The organism is Amycolatopsis rhabdoformis, assembly GCF_035918295.1.
GTDB classification, from domain to species: Bacteria; Actinomycetota; Actinomycetes; order Mycobacteriales; family Pseudonocardiaceae; genus Amycolatopsis; species Amycolatopsis rhabdoformis.
Genome location: NZ_CP142149.1, coordinates 1,303,802 through 1,320,466, shown reverse-complemented (window position 1 = coordinate 1,320,466; position 16,665 = coordinate 1,303,802). Strand labels below are relative to the sequence as shown.

The following is a 16,665-nucleotide window of genomic DNA, read 5'->3' as shown; positions in this document are numbered from 1 at the left end:
CGACGTGACCACCGAAAAGGCGATCCTCGCCGGCGGATGTTTCTGGGGCATGGAGGAGCTGTTCCGCCACCAGCCCGGCGTCGTGGCCACGCGGGTCGGCTACAGCGGCGGCGACACGCCCAACGCCACCTACCGCAACCACGGCACCCACGCGGAGTCCATCGAGGTCGACTACGACCCGGAGCAGACGAACTTCCGCAACCTGCTGGAGTTCTTCTTCCAGGTCCACGACCCGACCACGAAGAACCGCCAGGGCAACGACATCGGCCTGAGCTACCGCTCCGCCATCTTCTACACGAACGACGAGCAGAAGAAGGTCGCCGAAGACACCATCGCCGACGTCGAGGCCTCCGGTCTCTGGCCCGGCAAGGTCGTCACCGAGGTCACCCCGGCCGGTGACTTCTGGGTGGCCGAGGCCGAGCACCAGAACTACCTGCAGACCTACCCCAACGGCTACACCTGCCACTTCCCCCGTCCCGGGTGGAAGCTGCCCAAGCGGGCGACGGCCTGATCACCACGGCGCGCGGACACCTCGTCCGCGCGCCGCGCGTTTTTCAGCGCCCTTTACTCAGACCGGTACCGCTCGAGCCGGCACTTCCTGAAGCCGACTCCTGCCCGAGCCACCACTGCTCAAGCCGACACCGTTCTTTCCCGCCGGCGGCGGTCCTCCCGCTGCCGGCCCGGCCGATCCCACGGAGAGCCCGATGCGCGACTACCCGGACGCGATCACCCCGACCGACCACGTCGAGCCGGTGCCGCGGCGGATCCGCGCCGTGCTCGGCGGTGAGACCGTGCTCGACACCACCAGCGCGCTCTACGTGTGGGAATGGCCGAACTACCCGCAGTACTACATCCCGGTCGCCGACGTGAAGCCCGGCGTGCTCGTGGACGAGGACCACCCGCAGCACCTCAAGCGCGGCACCGCGCGCCGCCAGACGCTGCGCGCCGGAGGTGAGGTGAAGACCGCGGCCGCGCGCCTCTACGGCGCCGACGCCGGCGGGCTCACCGACCACGTCCGGTTCGAGTGGGCCGCCCTCGACGCGTGGTTCGAGGAGGACGAGCAGGTGTTCGTGCACCCGCGCAGCCCGTACACCCGGGTCGACGCGCTGCGGTCCACGCGCCACGTGCGAGTGGCGCTCGAAGGCCACACGCTCGCCGAGTCGTCGTCGCCGGTGCTGCTGTTCGAAACCGGCCTGCCCACGCGGTACTACCTCAACCGCACCGAAGTGGACTTCACGCACCTCGTGCCCACGAGCACCGTGACCGCGTGCCCGTACAAGGGCACCACCACGGGCTACTGGTCGGTGCGCACCGGTGACGTGCTGCACCAGGACCTCGCCTGGTCCTACGACTTCCCCACGCGCTCGCTCAGCGCGATCTCGAGCCTGATCTGCTTCTACAACGAGAAGGTCGACCTCTTCGTCGACGGCCGGGAGATCCCCCGGCCCACCACGCACTTCTCCTGACGGTCAGTCCACTTCGGACTTCAGCGGGCCGGGCCGGTTCTGCTCGGCCCTGCTCTGGTCAGCCTCGACCTGGTCGGCCCGAGCCTGCTCCGCCTGCAGGTGCTCGGCCTGCAGCCGGTCGAACGCCGCCGTGACGGTCTCCGCCAGCCGGTCGCCCCGCGCGGCGTGACCGGCGGGCACCGTCACGCACACGGTGAACCGATCGGCCCAGGTCATCAGGCCCACCGCCACCGGCACGCCCGGCGCCAGCGACAGCACGGGGTAGACCGTGCGCACGAGGGAACCGTTGAGCACCACCGGCGACCGCGCGCCCGGCAGCACCGAGGCGATCATGCTGAACCACGTGCCGCGGTACACCAGCCGCGCCACGCGCCGGTGCAGTCCCGGCGGCAGCACGCCGATCACGCGCACCACGGCGTTGCCCGCCCGCGGCGCGCCTCGGGTGACCTGCGCGGCCAGCAGCTCCCGCGTGGCGCGCACGCGCTGGGTCAGCGTCATCGCGCCCGTCGGCAGGTCGACGCTGGCCGCACCGGTGTGGTTGCCCAGCTGGCGGAACGTGCCGGTGTCGCGGATGGACATCGGGATCAGCACCCGCACCCGCTCCGGCGCCGCCGCGCCCAGCTCGCGGTGCACCGCCTCGGCCACGAGCGCCAGCACGAAGTCCGTGGTCGGCACGCCGACCTTTCGCGCCGCGGCCCGCACCTGCGGGGCCGAGAGGTGCGCCCGCGCGTAGTGCCGCGGCGGCCCGGCGATGGTGGTGTCCCACGCCACGCGCGGCGCCGTGCCGGCCCGCGCGAGCGCCCAGACGCCGCGCGCCAGCTCTTCGGCTTCCTTGCGCTTCGCGCCCTTCTTCGCGCTGCCCTTGCCACCGGCCGGCCGAACACTCCGCGCCACCGCGCCGGCCCGGTCGCGCACCTGCGTGCCCGCACGCTCGGCCGCACCCCGCATTCCCCTGCGCCGCAGCGGAACCGGTGGCGGATCGAGAGGCGGTTTGCCGCGGGCCTGGCCCACGAGCGCGCCGATCACGGCGATGCCGTCGCTCGCCGCGTGGTGCAGCGCGATGAGCAGCGCGCCCTGCTCGCCTTCGAGGCCCGTCACGAGGCGGGCGCTCACGGGGTGCTCCGGGGTCACGGGCCGGGAGAAGAAGTCGTCCATCTGGGCCGTCAGCGACGATTCCAGCTCGCTGCCGGCCGGGAGCTCGGCGTCGGACAGGATGTCTTCGGCGGTGCGGGCCGGGTCTTCCTGCCACTTCGCGCGCCAGAGGCCGCCGCCGGGCAGCAGCCGGGCGCGCAGGCCGGGGGTGGCCGAGAGCAGGTGCACCGCGTCGGCGTGGGTGGGGCGCGAGCCGTCGGCCTTGGGGTCGAGCATGAGGACCGCGCCCACCTGCTGCGGCACCTGCGGGGTGGCGACGTGGAGGAACAGCGCGTCCTCGGGCCGCAGGCGCTGCGGTGCCGGGTTGAGCGGCGAGGCCACGAGGGACTCCAGCGCCTCCGTGAGCGAGGTCGCCGAGTCGCAGTGGCGGGTGGCCGCCTCGGCCATCGCCTTGAGCCGCTCGGGTTCCGCGAGCAGCGCGCGGACCGCCGCCGTGAGCTCCCCCTGCTCCTCCGTGACGAGCGCGAGGCCGGCCTCGGCCATGAGCCGGGCGTTGGCCTTGCCGTGGGCCGCGATCGGCCGGTGCATGAGCACGGGCCGCCCGCACGCCAGCGCCTCGAGCCCGGTCGCTCCGCCCGCGTTGGTCACCACCACGTCCGACGCGATCGTGTAGTCGGCCATCCGGTCGGTCCAGCCGACGACCCGCAGCCGCGGCTCCGCCAGCCGTTCCAGCCGCTGCTGCAGGGCTTCGTTGCGGCCGCAGATCGCGACCGGCACCACGTCGGGTCCCGCCGCCAGCAGCTCGCGCACCGTGCCCTCGACGTCGCCGAACCCGAGCGATCCGCAGGAAACCAACGCCACGAACGACTCCGGCGGCAGGTCGAGCCGCTGGCGCGCGCCGGCGCGGTCGCCGGGCCGGAACTCGGCCCGCACCGGCGGCGCCGAAACCCCTACCACCGCCGAGGGTGCGCAACGGCGCGCCAGGCCCACGGCGACGTCGTGCATCACCATCGTGAGGTCGGCCGAGCCGTAGACCCAGAACGGGTGCGGCGCGAAGTCCGAGACCCACGCGCCGATCGGGGCCGTGAGCCGGCCGCGGCGGCGCAGCCACGCCAGCCCCGCCGTGCCCATCGGGTAGGTGGACAGCACGAGGTCCGGCTCGAAGTCCGCCACCGGTTTCGCGAGCCGCCGGCCGCACCAGGACGCGGTGAAACGCTTCGAGGCCGCCGCGAACCACGGCATCCGCCAGATCGCGTCGTAGAAGAACTCGTACAGCCACGGGGTGGTCTCGACGTTGGCCACGTAGATGCGGCGGAACAAGCCGCCGAACCCCGGGCCCAGCCGGTCGAGGGCGTCGAGCCATTTCACCTCGGCGCCGGGCCAGCGCTCCCGCACGGCGCCCTCCAGCGCCCGTCCGGTGGCGTTGTGCCCTTCCCCCATGTTCGCGGAGACGATCAGCACGCGCTCCAACGCGCCCCCTTCGCCAGAGGTGCCGCGAGCGGCGGTCACCCGCTGTTGTGCTAACACGTGGATCCGGCCAGACCGTACCCGTCGTCGGGGTCCGACCCGGCGCGCTCGGCCTCGGCGTGTTCGTGTTCTTCTTCGATCGCCACGTCCAGGTGAGCCGCGCGCGTGGACAGCATCGCGATGCCCACCACGATCACCAGGGCGGCCAAGGCCTCGCCGGCGAGCGCCCACGGAGTGCCGTTGGCGCTCTCCCCCATCCACGACAGCCCGATCGCCACTCCCACGAGCGGGTCGAGCGCCGTGATCACGGCCAGCGCGGGGGTGAGGTAGCGGCCCTGCTGGAAGGTGTTCTGGCTGAGCAGGAACCCGAGCGGGCCCACCACGCAGACGATGTAGAGCGTCCAGTGCTTGAACGGTTCGTCCAGGCCCTGGCGGAACTGCCCGGCGACGACCTTCATCAGGCCGGCGGTGAGGCCGTAGAGCACGCCGGTGGCCGCGGCGAGCCCGAGCACGCGCCCGGACCCGGTGCGGCTGAGCGCGGCGAGCGCGAGCCCGGCCACGGTCACCGCGGCCAGCGCGATCCCCAGTGGCAGCAGCGCGGTACCGGTCACGAGCACATCGCCGTTGCCGCTGGGCCGCGCGACGAGCAGGAACACCGCGAGCCCGACCACGCACAACGCCGAACCGGCGCTCATCACCCGGTCCGGGCCGCGGCGATCGAGCCGGGCGAACACGAATCCGGCGAAGATCAACGACGTGACCAGCAGCGGCTGGACCAGCAGCAACGGCCCGAACGCCAGCGCGACGAGCTGCAAAACGAGCCCCAGTACGGTCGCCACGATGCCGATGAGCCACAATGGTCGCCCGACGAGGCGCTTGAACAACGTGAGATCAAGTGGGCTCGCCGGCTCGACCTCTTTGGCCGCCTTCGCCTGGGCGGCGCTGGCGATTCCCATGCACGCCGCACCGATCACCGCGGCCGGGACGGCCACGAAAAGCGACACCCCCGTGACACTCATGGAATACTCACCTCACACCATTCCCATCCGCCGTGCCTATGCTGTTGAAAAATTCGTGGGCCGTGAGGGGGATGGTCACCCCGCACCGGAGGTACTTGACACGCATGCGACACCACATGACGATCGACCTCCCCTCGTTCCGCAACCTGGTCGTGGGCGGAGGTCGGCATCTGCTGGAGTCCACACTCGTTCCCGCGGGCCTCTTCTACCTCCTCCTCACCCTCGTCAGCTTCGACAGCGGGGTCATCGCCGCACTGTGCTGGTCGGTTGTGGTGGTCGTGACTCGCCTGGTGATGCGCAAACCCATCCCGGCGGTCCTGTGGCTCACCTCGGCGCTGTTGATCGCCAGGACCGCATTGGGCCTGGCCACAGGCAGTGCGTTCCTGTATTTCCTGCAGCCGACCCTACAGAATTTCGTTATCGCCAGCCTGTTCCTGGTGTCCGCGCCGTTCAACAAGCCGCTGCTCGCGCGGCTGGCCGGTGACTTCTGCTCGTTCCCCGACACGCTGTCCGGACACCCCGGGATGCGGCGCTTCTTCCAGCGCGTGTCGGTGCTGTGGGCGCTGGTGTTCGCCGTGAACGGTTCCGTGACGCTGGTGATGCTCGCGAAGGCGACGGTCGGCAACTTCCTCATGGTGAGCACCGCCGGCTCGTACACGCTCGTCGCGCTGGCGATCGTCGGCTCGCTGTGGTGGTTCCGCCGGTCGCTGCGCTCCGAGGGCATCGTGCTGCGCATGGCGTCGCACAAGCCCGCGCTCACCGCCGTCTGACCCCGATGACGGCTCGCCGCGACGCCCCGGCGGCCCCCGGCCGGACCGCGCTGGTCACCGGCGCTTCCTCGGGCATCGGCGAAGCCACCGCTCGTCTGCTCGCCGCGGCCGGCACCCACGTGCTGCTCCACGGCCGCGACCGGGACCGCCTCGCCGCGCTCGCCGCGGAAACCGGCGGCACCGCCCTCGACGCCGATCTCGCCGACCCCGAAGCCGCCGCCGAGCTGGCCGAACGCGCGCTGGCCGTGACCGGGCGCGTGGACACCCTGGTGAACAACGCCGGCCTCGGCTGGGCCGGACCGCTGACCGAGCTCGCCCCCGAGCACCTCACCCGGCTGGTCACCGTGAACCTCACCGCGCCGCTCGAGCTCACCCGGGCGCTGCTGCCCGGCATGCTGGCCCGCGGCCACGGCCGGATCGTGTTCGTGACGTCGATCGCCGGGCGCACCGGTGTCGCCGGCGAAGCCGTGTACGCGGCGACCAAATCGGGTCTCGACGCGTTCGCCGACAGCCTGCGGTTCGAGCTCCACGGAACCGGTGTCGAGGTCGGGGTGGTCGTGCCCGGCGTGGTGCGCACGGCGTTCTTCGAGCGGCGCGGCAAGCCCTACGCCCGCACGACGCCGAAGCCGGTGTCCGCGCAGCGGGTGGCGGCCGCCGTCGTGCGCGCGGCCGAACGGCCCTGCGACTACTACGTGCCCCGCTGGCTGCGGCTGCCGGTCGCGCTGCGCGGCGCGGTGCCCGGCACCTACCGCGCGCTCGCGACGCGCTTCGGCGCCGAAAGCTGACGGCTCGCCCAGCGGACCGCGCACGGCACCTCCCTCGCCCCGAGTCAGGCCGGCAAACGTCTCCCTATGCCGCGACTCGTCCTCACCCTTCATGAACAACTTAGCCGGGCTAACCACCTCTGTCGTCAGGGTTATTCCCTGAGTCACTCGGAGGTCGGCTGTCCGCCGGCGGGACCCCAGGCCAGGGCGAGCAGCAGCGTCGCGCGAGCGGCCGGGTCGTCGAGTGCGGGCCCGAACAGCTCGTGCAGGCGGCCGAGCCGGTAGGACACCGTCTGGGGGTGGATGTGCAGGTCCTCGGCCACGGCCTTGCGGTCGCCGAGGTGCAGCAGCCACGAGCGCAGCGTGGTCTGCAGCCGCTCGCGCGAGGCGTCGCCGAGCTCGTCGAGCGGGGCGAGGCAGCGCTTGCGCAGCACTTCGAGCAGCCGGTCGTCGCGGTGCACGATGATCGCGTCGAGGTGCTCGTCGGCGAACACCGGGTCGTCGGCCAGCAGGCGGTCGCGGCGCAGCCGCAGCGTCACCTCGGCGATGCGCAGGCTCGCCGGCAGCCGGTCCACGGGCACGGTCGCCCCGACCACGGCGCCGCCGCCGCGCAGCGCGCGAGCCAGCCACGCGCGCCGCCCCGGACCACCCGGGTCCGGCACGATCGTCACGAGCTGACCCGGCCGGCGCAGCCGCAGGCAGGTGTCGTCGAGGCGGGCCACGAGCTCGCGACCCAGCTGGTTCTCGTCCTCCACCAGCACCACGGCGGCCGAGCGCGGCAGCCGCCATTCGGCCCGCAGCGCCGCCGCCTGCACGGCCGCCCCGTCGGCGCGGTCGGACAGCAGCAGCTCGGTCAGCTCGTCGCGCAGCCGCTCGCGCATGCGCACGGCGTCGGACTGCTCCTGCAGGTAGCCCTTGAGCGAAGACTCGGAGAGCTGGTCCACCAGCGCGAACACCGTGGTGGCCAGCGAGGCGAACAGCTCCGCGGGCACCTCGAGGTCCAGCGCCGCCTCCGACACGTGGCGCCACGCCACCCGCGCGCCGACCCGGTAGGCCGACAGCAGGCTCGTCACGCGCCGGCCCTGCCGGTACTGCGTGCGCCCGATCTCCTCGAACACCACTTGCTCGACGCCCGAGCCCAGCTCCGGCAGGTCCTCGTCGGGCCGTTCGGCGAGGTTGATGAGCCGGCGCACGAAGCCGGCGCTGGCCGTCACGATCTCCGCCAGCTCCTCGGTGAGGAACGCAGCGTAATCGGGGTGCTGTTCGACGAGCTGATCACGAACCTCGTTCAGGATGGCCGGGAGCCGCCTGGTCACGACGGTCTCCAGTTCACCCAGACGGGTCACCTGGTCTGATCCCATGTGCGCAGCTTGTCCTTCCGCAGCAGGTCGCAGGTCTACGGGGTCGGTCCGCCTTTATCCTCACCCCACTTTGTCCGCTCGTGCCAAGTCGAAGCCAACAAATTCTTCTTCCGATTGCAGAAGCCGCCCATAAGTGCGAGTCATGCTTTGTTCGATGAGATCGACTTCACCTGGCGGTCACGCAGCGGACACGGACGGTCTGCGGGAGAAGCGGCACGCGGAGAACTTCCCGGTCGCGCTGCGAGTGCTGCCCCGGCGGCTGCGGTCGGATCTGCAGGCCGTGTACGGCGTCGCGCGCACGATCGACGACCTCGGCGACGAGGCCGACGGCGACCGGATCGCTCTGCTGAAAAACTTCGGTGACGAACTCTCGGCCGCCTTCGACGGTGCCGAGCCCGCCGACCCCGCGATCCGCGGCCTGGTGCCGGCGATGCGCGCGGGGCGCGTGGAGCTCGAACCGTTCCGCCGGCTGATCGAGGCGAACCTGCAGGACCAGCACGTGAAGCGGTACGCCACCTACGAAGACCTGCGCGGCTACTGCCGGCTGTCCGCCGATCCGGTGGGCCGCATCGTGCTGCGCCTGTTCGACGTCGCCGACCCGGAGGCCGAGGAGCTGTCGGACAGCGTGTGCACCGCGTTGCAGCTGCTGGAGCACTGGCAGGACGTGGCCGAGGACTACGGCGCCGGCCGGATCTACCTGCCGGCCGAGGACCTCGAGGCCTACGGGGTGAGCGAAGACGAGCTGGGCGCGGCGCAGGCGTCGCGCCGCCTGAGAGCGCTGATGCGCTTCGAGATCGACCGCGCCGCCGCCCTTCTGGGCAGCGGCGCTGCTCTGGTCGGGCACTTGCGCGGCTGGGGCCGGCTGGCGGTGAGCGGCTTCGTGGCCGGCGGGCTGGCGACCGTCGACGCGCTGCGGGAAACGCACGGTGACGTGCTCGCCACGCAGGCCAGGCCGGGCAAAGCGGGAGTGCTGGCGTGGCTCGTGTGGCTGCAGGTGGGTGACGCGAAGACGGGGAGGCGGTCGGGATGAACGCGGTCGGAACGAGCACGGTCGACGACGCGTACGAGCACTGCGCGCGCGTGACGAAGGAGCAGGCGCGCAACTTCTACTACGGGATCCGGCTGCTGCCACCGGACAAGCGCTCGGCGCTGTGCGCGGTCTACGCGCTGGCCCGGATCGTCGACGACATCGGCGACGGCGACCTCACGCCCGAGGCGAAGCTGCAGGGCCTGGCCGGCATCCGCAAATCGCTCGGCGACCTGTCGGCGAGCACCGACCCGGTCTACGTGGCCGTGGCCGACGCGGCGCGGCGCTACCCGATCCCGCTCGGCGCGTTCGAGGAGCTGCTCGACGGCGTCGAGATGGACGTGACGGGGCGCGAGTACGTGCGCTTCGAGGACCTGGTCGAGTACTGCCGCTGCGTCGCCGGTTCGGTGGGCCGGCTGTGCCTCGGTGTGTTCGGCAGCAAGCCCGAGCCCGAGGCACCGACGTACGCCGACGAGCTCGGGATCGCGTTGCAGCAGACCAACATCCTGCGCGACATCCGCGAAGACCTGCTCAACGGCCGCGTCTACCTGCCCAAGGAAGACCTCGACCGGTTCGGCGTGGAGCTCACCGTCGGCGAGGACGGCCGGCTGGCCGACCCCGAGGGCGGGCTCACCGCACTGGTCCACTTCAGCGCCGCGCGCGCCCGCGACTGGTACGCCCGCGGCCTGCAGCTGGTGCCCTCGCTCGACCGGCGCAGCGCCGCGTGCTGCACGGCGATGTCCGGCATCTACCGCACGCTGCTCGACCGCATCGACGAGCAGCCCTCGCTGGTGTTCGACCGCCGGCTTTCCTTGTCCGGCCGGGAAAAGGCCGTGGTGGCCGTGCGGGCGCTCACCGGGACCGGCCGATGACGGCCGAGGTCGCGATCGTCGGCGGCGGGCTCGCCGGCATCGCCACCGCGCTGCGCTGCGCCGACGCCGGCCGGCCGGTGACGTTGTTCGAGGCCCGGCCGCACCTGGGCGGGCTCACGCATTCGTTCACGCGCGGCGAGCTGCACGTGGACAACGGCCAGCACGTGTTCCTGCGCTGCTGCACCGCTTACCTCGCGCTGCTGGACCGGCTCGGCGTGGCCGACCGCGTGATGCTGCAGCCGCGGCTGGAGATCCCGATCCGCACGCCGGGCGCGACCGAGCCGACCTGGCTGCGCCGCGGTGACCTGCCGGCGCCGCTGCACCTGGCCGCGTCGCTGCTGCGTTACGACCCGCTGAAGCCGCTCGACCGGGCGCGCTTCGCGTTGGCAGCGCTGGCGTTGCGCCGCGTGGACCCGACCGACGACCGCACCGACCGGCAGTCGTTCGGCGAATGGCTGCGCCGCCACGGGCAGAGTGCCGCCGCGATCGAGGCGCTGTGGGACCTCGTCGGGGTCGCGACGCTCAACGCGACGGCCGACGAGGCGTCGCTCGCGCTGGCGGCCACGGTGTTCCAGGAGGGCCTGCTCACCGATCCGGCCGCGGCCGACATCGGCTGGTCGCTCGTGCCGCTGCGCGAGCTGCACGGCGACGCCGCGCTCGACGTGCTCACCGCGGCCGGCGCCGACGTACGCACCGGCACGAAGGTGCGCGGCATCGAGGAGACCACCGGCGGCTGGCGCGTGCGCACCGACGAGGGCGACGCGGTGTTCGGCCAGGTCGTGCTCGCCGCACCGCCGCCCGTCACGGAGAAACTCGCGCCGCCGGGCGCGATCCCGTTGCCACCGGGGTGGTCCGGCGGGCTGGGCAGCTCGCCGATCGTGAACGTGCACGTGGTGCTCGACCGCCGGGTGCTCGACGAGCCGTTCGTGGCCGGCGTGCGCACGCCGGTGCAGTGGGTCTTCGACCGCACCCGCCAGTCGGGCCTGGCTTCGGGGCAGTACCTGGCGATGTCGCTCTCGGCCGCCGACGACCTGATCGACCTGCCGACCGCGGCCCTGCGCGAGCGGTTCCTGCCGGAGCTGACCGGGCTGCTGCCGGAAGCACGCGGTGCGGAGGTGCTCGATTTCTTCGTGACCCGCGAGCGGCACGCGACGTTCCGGCCCGGCCCGGGCACCGCGTCGCTGCGGCCGTCCGCGCAGACGAGCGCGCCGGGCCTCTACCTGGCCGGGGCGTGGACCGCCACCGGCTGGCCGGCGACGATGGAGGGCGCTGCCCGCAGCGGTGCGGCCGCGGCGACCGCCCTCCTCGAGAAGAACGTGCACGAGGAGAAGGAGGGAGTCGGAGCATGACCGCCACCATGCGACCCGCCGCCGAGGCGGCCCCTGCGGTGCCGGAATCACTCGGCCGCACCCGCGACGCCGTGCAGCCCGCGCTGCGCGCCGCCGTCGACCGGCTGGACGAGACCAGCCGCGCGATCAGCGCGTACCACCTCGGCTGGACCGACGCCGACGGCAACCCGGTGAGCGGCAACGGCGGCAAGGCCGTGCGGTCCGCGCTCGCGGTGCTCTCGGCGCTGGCCGCCGGCGCGCCCGCGGAGACCGGCGTGCCCGGCGCGGTCGCCGTCGAGCTGGTGCACAACTTCTCGCTCGTCCACGACGACCTCATGGACGGCGACACCGAACGCCGCCACCGCCCCACCGTGTGGGCTTTGTGGGGCGCGCCGGCCGCGATCCTCACCGGTGACGCGATGCTCGCGCTGGCGCAGGAAGTGGTGCTGGACAGCGGTTCCGCGCACGCCATCCCGGCCGCTCGGCTGCTGTCGGAGACCACCCGCCGGCTCATCCACGGCCAGGTGCTCGACGTGCAGTTCGAGCAGCGCGACGACGTGACGCTGCCCGAGTGCGTGACCATGGCCGGCGGCAAGACCGGCGCGCTGCTCTCCGGCAGCGCCGCGATCGGCGCCGTGCTCGCCGGCGCGCCCGCCGAAACCGTCGACGCGCTGGCCGTGTTCGGCGAAGAGGTGGGGCTGGCGTTCCAGCTCGTCGACGACGTGCTCGGCATCTGGGGCGACGCGGCCGTGACCGGCAAGCCGGTGTACTCCGACCTGCGGGCGCGCAAGAAGTCACTGCCGGTCACCTACGCCATCACCCACGGCGGGGCGACGGGCCGGGAGCTGGCCGAATGGCTCGCCGGCGAGGAAACCGGCGACGAGACCGAGCTGGCGCGCGTGGCCGCCCTGGTGGCTTCGGCCGGCGGGCGCGACTGGGCCACGGCCGAGGCCGCGCGCCGCGTCGAAACGGCCGAGCGCGCGTTGTCCGCGATCCCGGCCGGGCCGCGCGACGAGCTGATCGGCATCGCCCGCTTCATCGTGCACCGGGAGGCGTGATGACCCAGACCGTTCCCGGAACCTCCACTTCGGACACTCCGCGCGAGCCGGATCGCGCGCGCACGCCGGAGGAGACCGTGGCCGCCGGCGTCGGGTTCCTGCGCGGCGAACAGCACGCGGCCGGCTGGTGGAAGGGCGAGCTCGCCACCAACGTCACGATGGACGCCGAAGACCTGCTGCTGCGCCAGTTCCTCGGCATCCTCACCGAGCAGCAGAAGGAGGAATCGGCGCGCTGGATCCGCTCGCAGCAACGGGAAGACGGCACGTGGGCCAACTTCCCCGGCGGCCCGGCCGATTTGTCGACGACGGTGGAGGCGTGGGTCGCGCTGCGGCTGGCCGGCGACCCGGCCGACGCGCCGTGGCTCACCGAGGCGGCCGACTGGATCCGCGCGCACGGCGGGCTCGAGAGCACGCGGGTGTTCACCCGGGTCTGGCTCGCGATGTTCGGCCAGTGGTCGTGGGCCGACCTGCCGAACCTGCCGCCGGAACTGATCTTCCTGCCGTCGTGGTTCCCACTCAACGTCTACGACTTCGCGTGCTGGGCGCGCCAGACGATCGTGCCGCTCACGATCGTCGGCACGCTGCGGCCGCGCCGGTCACTGCCGTTCGACGTCGCGGAACTGCGGATCGGCAAGCGCCCGAAGAAGTCCTCGGCGCCGTGGACGTGGGACGGGGTCTTCGAAAACCTCGACACCGCACTGCACACGTACGCGAAGCTGCCGTTCAACCCGGTGCGCAAGGTCGCGCTGCGCCAGGCCGCCGAGTGGATCCTGGCGCGCCAGGAGGCCGACGGCTCGTGGGGCGGCATCCAGCCGCCGTGGGTGTACTCGATCCTCGCGCTGCACCTGCTCGGCTACCCGCTCGACCACCCGGCGCTCAAGGCCGGGCTCGAAGGGCTCGAAGGCTTCACCATCCGCGAGAAGACCGAGCAGGGCTGGGTGCGCCGGCTCGAGGCGTGCCAGTCGCCGGTGTGGGACACCGCGCTGGCGATGACCGCGCTGCTCGACGCCGGCGTCTCCCCCGGCGACGAGACGCTGGTGCGCGCCACGGACTGGATGCTCGGCGAGGAGATCGGCGTGCCGGGCGACTGGTCGGTGCGCCGACCCGCGCTCACGCCGGGCGGGTTCGCGTTCGAGTTCGCCAACGACGGCTACCCCGACACCGACGACACCGCCGAGGTGGTGCTCGCGTTGCGGCGCATGGGCCGGCCCGACCACCTGCGCATCCGCGCCGCGATCGACCGCAGCGTGAAGTGGCTCGAAGGCATGCAGTCGCGCGACGGCGGGTGGGGCGCGTTCGACGCGGACAACACGCAGGTGCTCACCACGAAGCTGCCGTTCTGCGACTTCGGGGCCGTGATCGACCCGCCGTCGGCCGACGTCACCGCGCACGTGGTGGAAATGCTGGCAGCGGAAGGGAAAACGGACACGGTCGAGTGCCGGCGCGGCGTGAAGTGGCTGCTGGACAACCAGGAGGCCGACGGTTCGTGGTTCGGCCGGTGGGGCGCGAACTACGTGTACGGCACCGGCGCCGTGGTGCCCGCGCTCGTGTTCGCCGGCCTGCCCGCGTCCGACGTGCGAATCCGCCGCGCGGTGCGGTACCTGGCCGAGCACCAGAACGCCGACGGCGGCTGGGGTGAGGACCTGCGGTCCTACGACGACCCCGAGAACTGGTCGGGCCGCGGCGAGTCCACGCCGTCGCAGACCGCGTGGGCGCTGCTCGCCCTCCTGGCCGCGGGAGAGCGCGAGTCGTCCGAGGTCACCCGCGGGGTGGCGTGGCTGTGCGCCGAGCAGCGCCCGGACGGCGGCTGGGACGAGGACTTCCACACCGGCACCGGGTTCCCGGGCGACTTCTACCTCTCGTATCACCTCTACCGCGTGGTGTTCCCGCTGTCGGCGCTGGGGCGCTACGTGCGGAGCGGCTCGTGAGACCGGCCGTGCTGTGCGCGCCGCTGCGGATCGAGCGGGCCGCGTTGCGCGGGGCCGGTCTGCCGGCGGTGCGCACGGGCATGGGTCCCCGGCGGGCGGCGGCCACCGCGGCCCGGCTGCCCGCTGGGCCGCGGATCGTCGCCGGGATCGGCGGCGGCCTCGCGCCGCAGGTGCGCCCGGGTGACGTGGTGGTGGCCGACGAGGTGCGCGGGCCCGACGGGGCGGTCGCGGTGCCGTCCGCGCCGTTGCTGGCCGGGGCGTTGCGCCGGCTCGGCCTGACCGTCCACGTCGGACCGGTGCTCGGCGTGGACCACGTGGTGGGTGAACGGGAACGAGCGGAGCTGGCCGCGTCGGGCGCGCTGGCGGTGGACATGGAGTCGCACCGGCTGGCTGCTCCGGGGCAGCCGTTCGCGGTCGCGCGGTCCATTGTGGACACGGTGGGCGCGCCGTTGCTACGTCCTGGCACCGTGTCCCACGGTCTCGCGGGGCTGCGAAGCCTGCGGGCGGCCGTTCCGGCGCTCACGGCGTGGGCCGCGGCGACCGGGCCGCGGGAGCTGCTGATGGCGAGCCCGCGGTCGTTCTGCGCCGGCGTGGAGCGGGCGATCGACATCGTGGACCGCGCGCTGGCCAAGCACGGTGCGCCGGTGTACGTGCGGCGCCAGATCGTGCACAACACCCACGTGGTGCGGCAGCTGCAAGAGCGCGGCGCGGTGTTCGTGGACGAGGTCGAGGAAGTGCCCGAGGGCGCGACGCTCGTGTTCGCCGCCCACGGCGTGACCCCGGCGGTGCGCCGCGACGCCGCGGACCGCGGGCTGTCGGTGATCGACGCGACCTGCCCGCTGGTCACCAAGGTGCACAACGAGGTGCGCCGCTACAGCGCGCGCGGCGACACGGTGTTCCTCATCGGCCACGCGTCGCACGAAGAAGTGGAAGGCACGGTCGGGGAAGCGCCCGGTTCGGTCGTGGTGGTGGAGGACGTCGCGGCGGCCCGGTCCGTGCAGGCCACCGGCGGCGTCGCCTACACCATGCAGACCACGCTGGCGCTCGACGAGGCCGAGGAGATCGCTTCGGTGCTGCGCTCGCGCTTTCCCGGGTTGTCCGCGCCGCGCAAGGACGACATCTGTTACGCCACCACGAATCGGCAGCAGGCGCTGCGGGCGATCGCGCGCTCGGTGGACCTCGTGCTGGTGGTGGGTTCGGCCAACTCGTCGAACTCCCGCCGGCTCGTGGAGGTCGCCGAGCGCGAGGGGACCGCGGCCGTGCTGGTCGACGGAAGTTCGGACATCGACCTGCGCCGCCTGGCCGGCGCGGGCCGGATCGGCCTCACCGCGGGTGCTTCGGCGCCGCCGCACCTCGTGGACGAGGTCGTGGCGGGCCTGGGCGGACTCGGGCCGGTCACCGTCGCCGAAAGCCGGCTGACGGAGGAAGAAATCACTTTCACCCTACCTCGGGAGGTGCTCTGAGCCATGGCCATGCCGTTGCGTCAGTCCGTGCGACTGGGCGGCTATCTGATGAAGCAGAAGCTGCTGCGCAAGGACAAGTTCCCGCTGCTGGTGGAGCTCGAGCCACTGTTCGCCTGCAACCTCAAGTGCGCCGGCTGCGGCAAGATCGCGCAACCGCACACCCTCCTCAAGCAGCGCATGCCGGTGGAGCAGGCCGTGGGCGCCATCGAGGAGAGCGGCGCGCCGATGGTGTCGATCGCCGGCGGTGAGCCGTTGATGCACCCGAAGATCGACGAGATCGTGCGGCAGCTGCTCGACCGCCGCAAGATCGTGTTCCTCTGCACCAACGCCCTGCTGCTGCACAAGCACATCGACAAGTTCAAGCCCCACCACAACTTCGCGTGGATGGTGCACATCGACGGCCTCGAAGCACGCCACGACGCCTCGGTGCGCAAGGAGGGCGGCTTCGCGGCGGCCGTCGAGGCGATCAAGCTCGCGAAGTCCAAGGGCTTCCGGGTCATGACGAACACGACGTTCTTCGACGGCGACACCGCCGAAGACGTGGTCGACGTGCTGAACTACCTCAACGACCTGGGCGTGGACAACATGCAGATCTCGCCCGCGTACGCGTACGAGAAGGCCCCGGACCAGGAACACTGGCTCGGCGTGCAGCAGACCCGCGAACTCTTCACGAAGGCCTTCGGCGGCGGCAACCGCAAACGCTGGCGCCTCAACCACTCGCCCGTGTTCCTCGACTTCCTCGAGGGCAAGCGCGACCTGGAGTGCACGCCGTGGGGCATCCCGTCCTACAGCCTGCTCGGCTGGCAACGCCCCTGCTACCTCCTCGACGACGGCTACGCGAAGACCTACAAGGAACTCATCGAGGACACCGACTGGGACGCCTTCGGCCGCGGCAAAGACCCCCGCTGCGACAACTGCATGGCGCACTGCGGTTACGAACCGACCGCGGTGATCGCCACGCTGGGCTCCTTGAAGGAGTCGGTGCGGGCGGCTGTGGGGCACTGAGGTTAGGTTGAGGGGAAGCCGCAGGTCTTTCGGGATCTGCGGCTT

The 16,665-nt window shown here is 72.4% G+C and carries 14 protein-coding genes; 11 read left to right on the top strand and 3 right to left on the bottom strand.

The window, feature by feature from the left end; all coding sequences use genetic code 11:
* The first annotated feature begins 4 nt into the window (after positions 1 to 4).
* Both msrA and VSH64_RS06110 read left to right on the top strand, forming a co-directional pair.
* Entirely contained in the window at positions 5 to 511 is a 507-nt protein-coding gene (msrA, locus tag VSH64_RS06115) for a peptide-methionine (S)-S-oxide reductase MsrA (protein ID WP_326834489.1), read from the top strand.
* 193 nt (positions 512 to 704) lie between these two features.
* The gene (locus VSH64_RS06110; RefSeq protein ID WP_326834488.1) at positions 705 to 1,466 is read left to right on the top strand and encodes a DUF427 domain-containing protein; all 762 of its coding nucleotides are present in this window, start codon (positions 705 to 707) and stop codon (positions 1,464 to 1,466) included.
* A 3-nt stretch (positions 1,467 to 1,469) separates the two neighbouring features.
* On the opposite strand, the gene VSH64_RS06105 is transcribed toward VSH64_RS06110, so the two are convergent.
* Both VSH64_RS06105 and VSH64_RS06100 read right to left on the bottom strand, forming a co-directional pair.
* Positions 1,470 to 4,019, bottom strand: coding sequence for an MGDG synthase family glycosyltransferase (locus VSH64_RS06105; protein WP_326837915.1), 2,550 nt, complete (start codon positions 4,017 to 4,019; stop codon positions 1,470 to 1,472).
* Positions 4,020 to 4,078: 59 nt separating this feature from the next.
* Positions 4,079 to 5,044 (bottom strand): DMT family transporter, encoded by a 966-nt coding sequence (locus VSH64_RS06100; protein WP_326834487.1) that lies wholly within the window; start codon positions 5,042 to 5,044, stop codon positions 4,079 to 4,081.
* A gap of 116 nt (positions 5,045 to 5,160) precedes the next feature.
* On the opposite strand from VSH64_RS06100, the gene VSH64_RS06095 reads away from it, so the two are divergent.
* Positions 5,161 to 5,814 (top strand): VC0807 family protein, encoded by a 654-nt coding sequence (locus tag VSH64_RS06095; RefSeq protein WP_326834486.1) that lies wholly within the window; start codon positions 5,161 to 5,163, stop codon positions 5,812 to 5,814.
* 5 nt (positions 5,815 to 5,819) lie between these two features.
* Positions 5,820 to 6,599, top strand: coding sequence for an SDR family NAD(P)-dependent oxidoreductase (locus VSH64_RS06090; RefSeq protein WP_326834485.1), 780 nt, complete (start codon positions 5,820 to 5,822; stop codon positions 6,597 to 6,599).
* Positions 6,600 to 6,742: 143 nt separating this feature from the next.
* On the opposite strand, the gene VSH64_RS06085 is transcribed toward VSH64_RS06090, so the two are convergent.
* Positions 6,743 to 7,894, bottom strand: coding sequence for a PucR family transcriptional regulator (locus VSH64_RS06085; RefSeq protein ID WP_326834484.1), 1,152 nt, complete (start codon positions 7,892 to 7,894; stop codon positions 6,743 to 6,745).
* A gap of 199 nt (positions 7,895 to 8,093) precedes the next feature.
* On the opposite strand from VSH64_RS06085, the gene hpnC reads away from it, so the two are divergent.
* From hpnC to hpnH, 7 genes are read left to right on the top strand one after another with little or no spacing between them, the layout of a single operon-like run.
* The gene (hpnC, locus tag VSH64_RS06080; RefSeq protein WP_326834483.1) at positions 8,094 to 8,969 is read left to right on the top strand and encodes a squalene synthase HpnC; all 876 of its coding nucleotides are present in this window, start codon (positions 8,094 to 8,096) and stop codon (positions 8,967 to 8,969) included.
* Complete coding sequence (gene hpnD, locus VSH64_RS06075) at positions 8,966 to 9,838, top strand: presqualene diphosphate synthase HpnD (protein ID WP_326834482.1); 873 nt, start codon at positions 8,966 to 8,968, stop codon at positions 9,836 to 9,838. The genes hpnC and hpnD overlap by 4 nt, the downstream gene beginning before the upstream one ends.
* Positions 9,835 to 11,187: a hydroxysqualene dehydroxylase HpnE gene (hpnE, locus tag VSH64_RS06070; protein WP_326834481.1), complete on the top strand. Its 1,353-nt coding sequence runs from the start codon at positions 9,835 to 9,837 to the stop codon at positions 11,185 to 11,187. The genes hpnD and hpnE overlap by 4 nt, the downstream gene beginning before the upstream one ends.
* The gene (locus VSH64_RS06065) at positions 11,184 to 12,224 is read left to right on the top strand and encodes a polyprenyl synthetase family protein (protein WP_326834480.1); all 1,041 of its coding nucleotides are present in this window, start codon (positions 11,184 to 11,186) and stop codon (positions 12,222 to 12,224) included. Before hpnE ends, VSH64_RS06065 begins: the two co-directional genes overlap by 4 nt.
* Positions 12,224 to 14,152, top strand: a complete 1,929-nt coding sequence (gene shc, locus VSH64_RS06060; protein WP_326834479.1) for a squalene--hopene cyclase — start codon at positions 12,224 to 12,226, stop codon at positions 14,150 to 14,152. Before VSH64_RS06065 ends, shc begins: the two co-directional genes overlap by 1 nt.
* Positions 14,149 to 15,615, top strand: a complete 1,467-nt coding sequence (gene ispH, locus VSH64_RS06055) for a 4-hydroxy-3-methylbut-2-enyl diphosphate reductase (protein ID WP_326834478.1) — start codon at positions 14,149 to 14,151, stop codon at positions 15,613 to 15,615. Before shc ends, ispH begins: the two co-directional genes overlap by 4 nt.
* A 3-nt stretch (positions 15,616 to 15,618) precedes the next feature.
* Positions 15,619 to 16,620 (top strand): adenosyl-hopene transferase HpnH, encoded by a 1,002-nt coding sequence (gene hpnH, locus VSH64_RS06050; RefSeq protein ID WP_326834477.1) that lies wholly within the window; start codon positions 15,619 to 15,621, stop codon positions 16,618 to 16,620.
* The last annotated feature ends 45 nt before the right edge of the window (positions 16,621 to 16,665 follow it).

Bases quoted from the DNA above. Each gene is read 5' to 3' on its own strand.
- VSH64_RS06110 (WP_326834488.1), top strand. From the start codon at position 705: ATGCGCGACTACCCGGACGCGATCACCCCGACCGACCACGTCGAGCCG.
- VSH64_RS06100 (WP_326834487.1), bottom strand. From the start codon at position 5,044: ATGAGTGTCACGGGGGTGTCGCTTTTCGTGGCCGTCCCGGCCGCGGTG.
- VSH64_RS06095 (WP_326834486.1), top strand. From the start codon at position 5,161: ATGACGATCGACCTCCCCTCGTTCCGCAACCTGGTCGTGGGCGGAGGT.
- VSH64_RS06090 (WP_326834485.1), top strand. From the start codon at position 5,820: ATGACGGCTCGCCGCGACGCCCCGGCGGCCCCCGGCCGGACCGCGCTG.
- hpnC (WP_326834483.1), top strand. From the start codon at position 8,094: ATGAGATCGACTTCACCTGGCGGTCACGCAGCGGACACGGACGGTCTG.
- hpnD (WP_326834482.1), top strand. From the start codon at position 8,966: ATGAACGCGGTCGGAACGAGCACGGTCGACGACGCGTACGAGCACTGC.
- hpnE (WP_326834481.1), top strand. From the start codon at position 9,835: ATGACGGCCGAGGTCGCGATCGTCGGCGGCGGGCTCGCCGGCATCGCC.
- VSH64_RS06065 (WP_326834480.1), top strand. From the start codon at position 11,184: ATGACCGCCACCATGCGACCCGCCGCCGAGGCGGCCCCTGCGGTGCCG.
- shc (WP_326834479.1), top strand. From the start codon at position 12,224: ATGACCCAGACCGTTCCCGGAACCTCCACTTCGGACACTCCGCGCGAG.
- hpnH (WP_326834477.1), top strand. From the start codon at position 15,619: ATGGCCATGCCGTTGCGTCAGTCCGTGCGACTGGGCGGCTATCTGATG.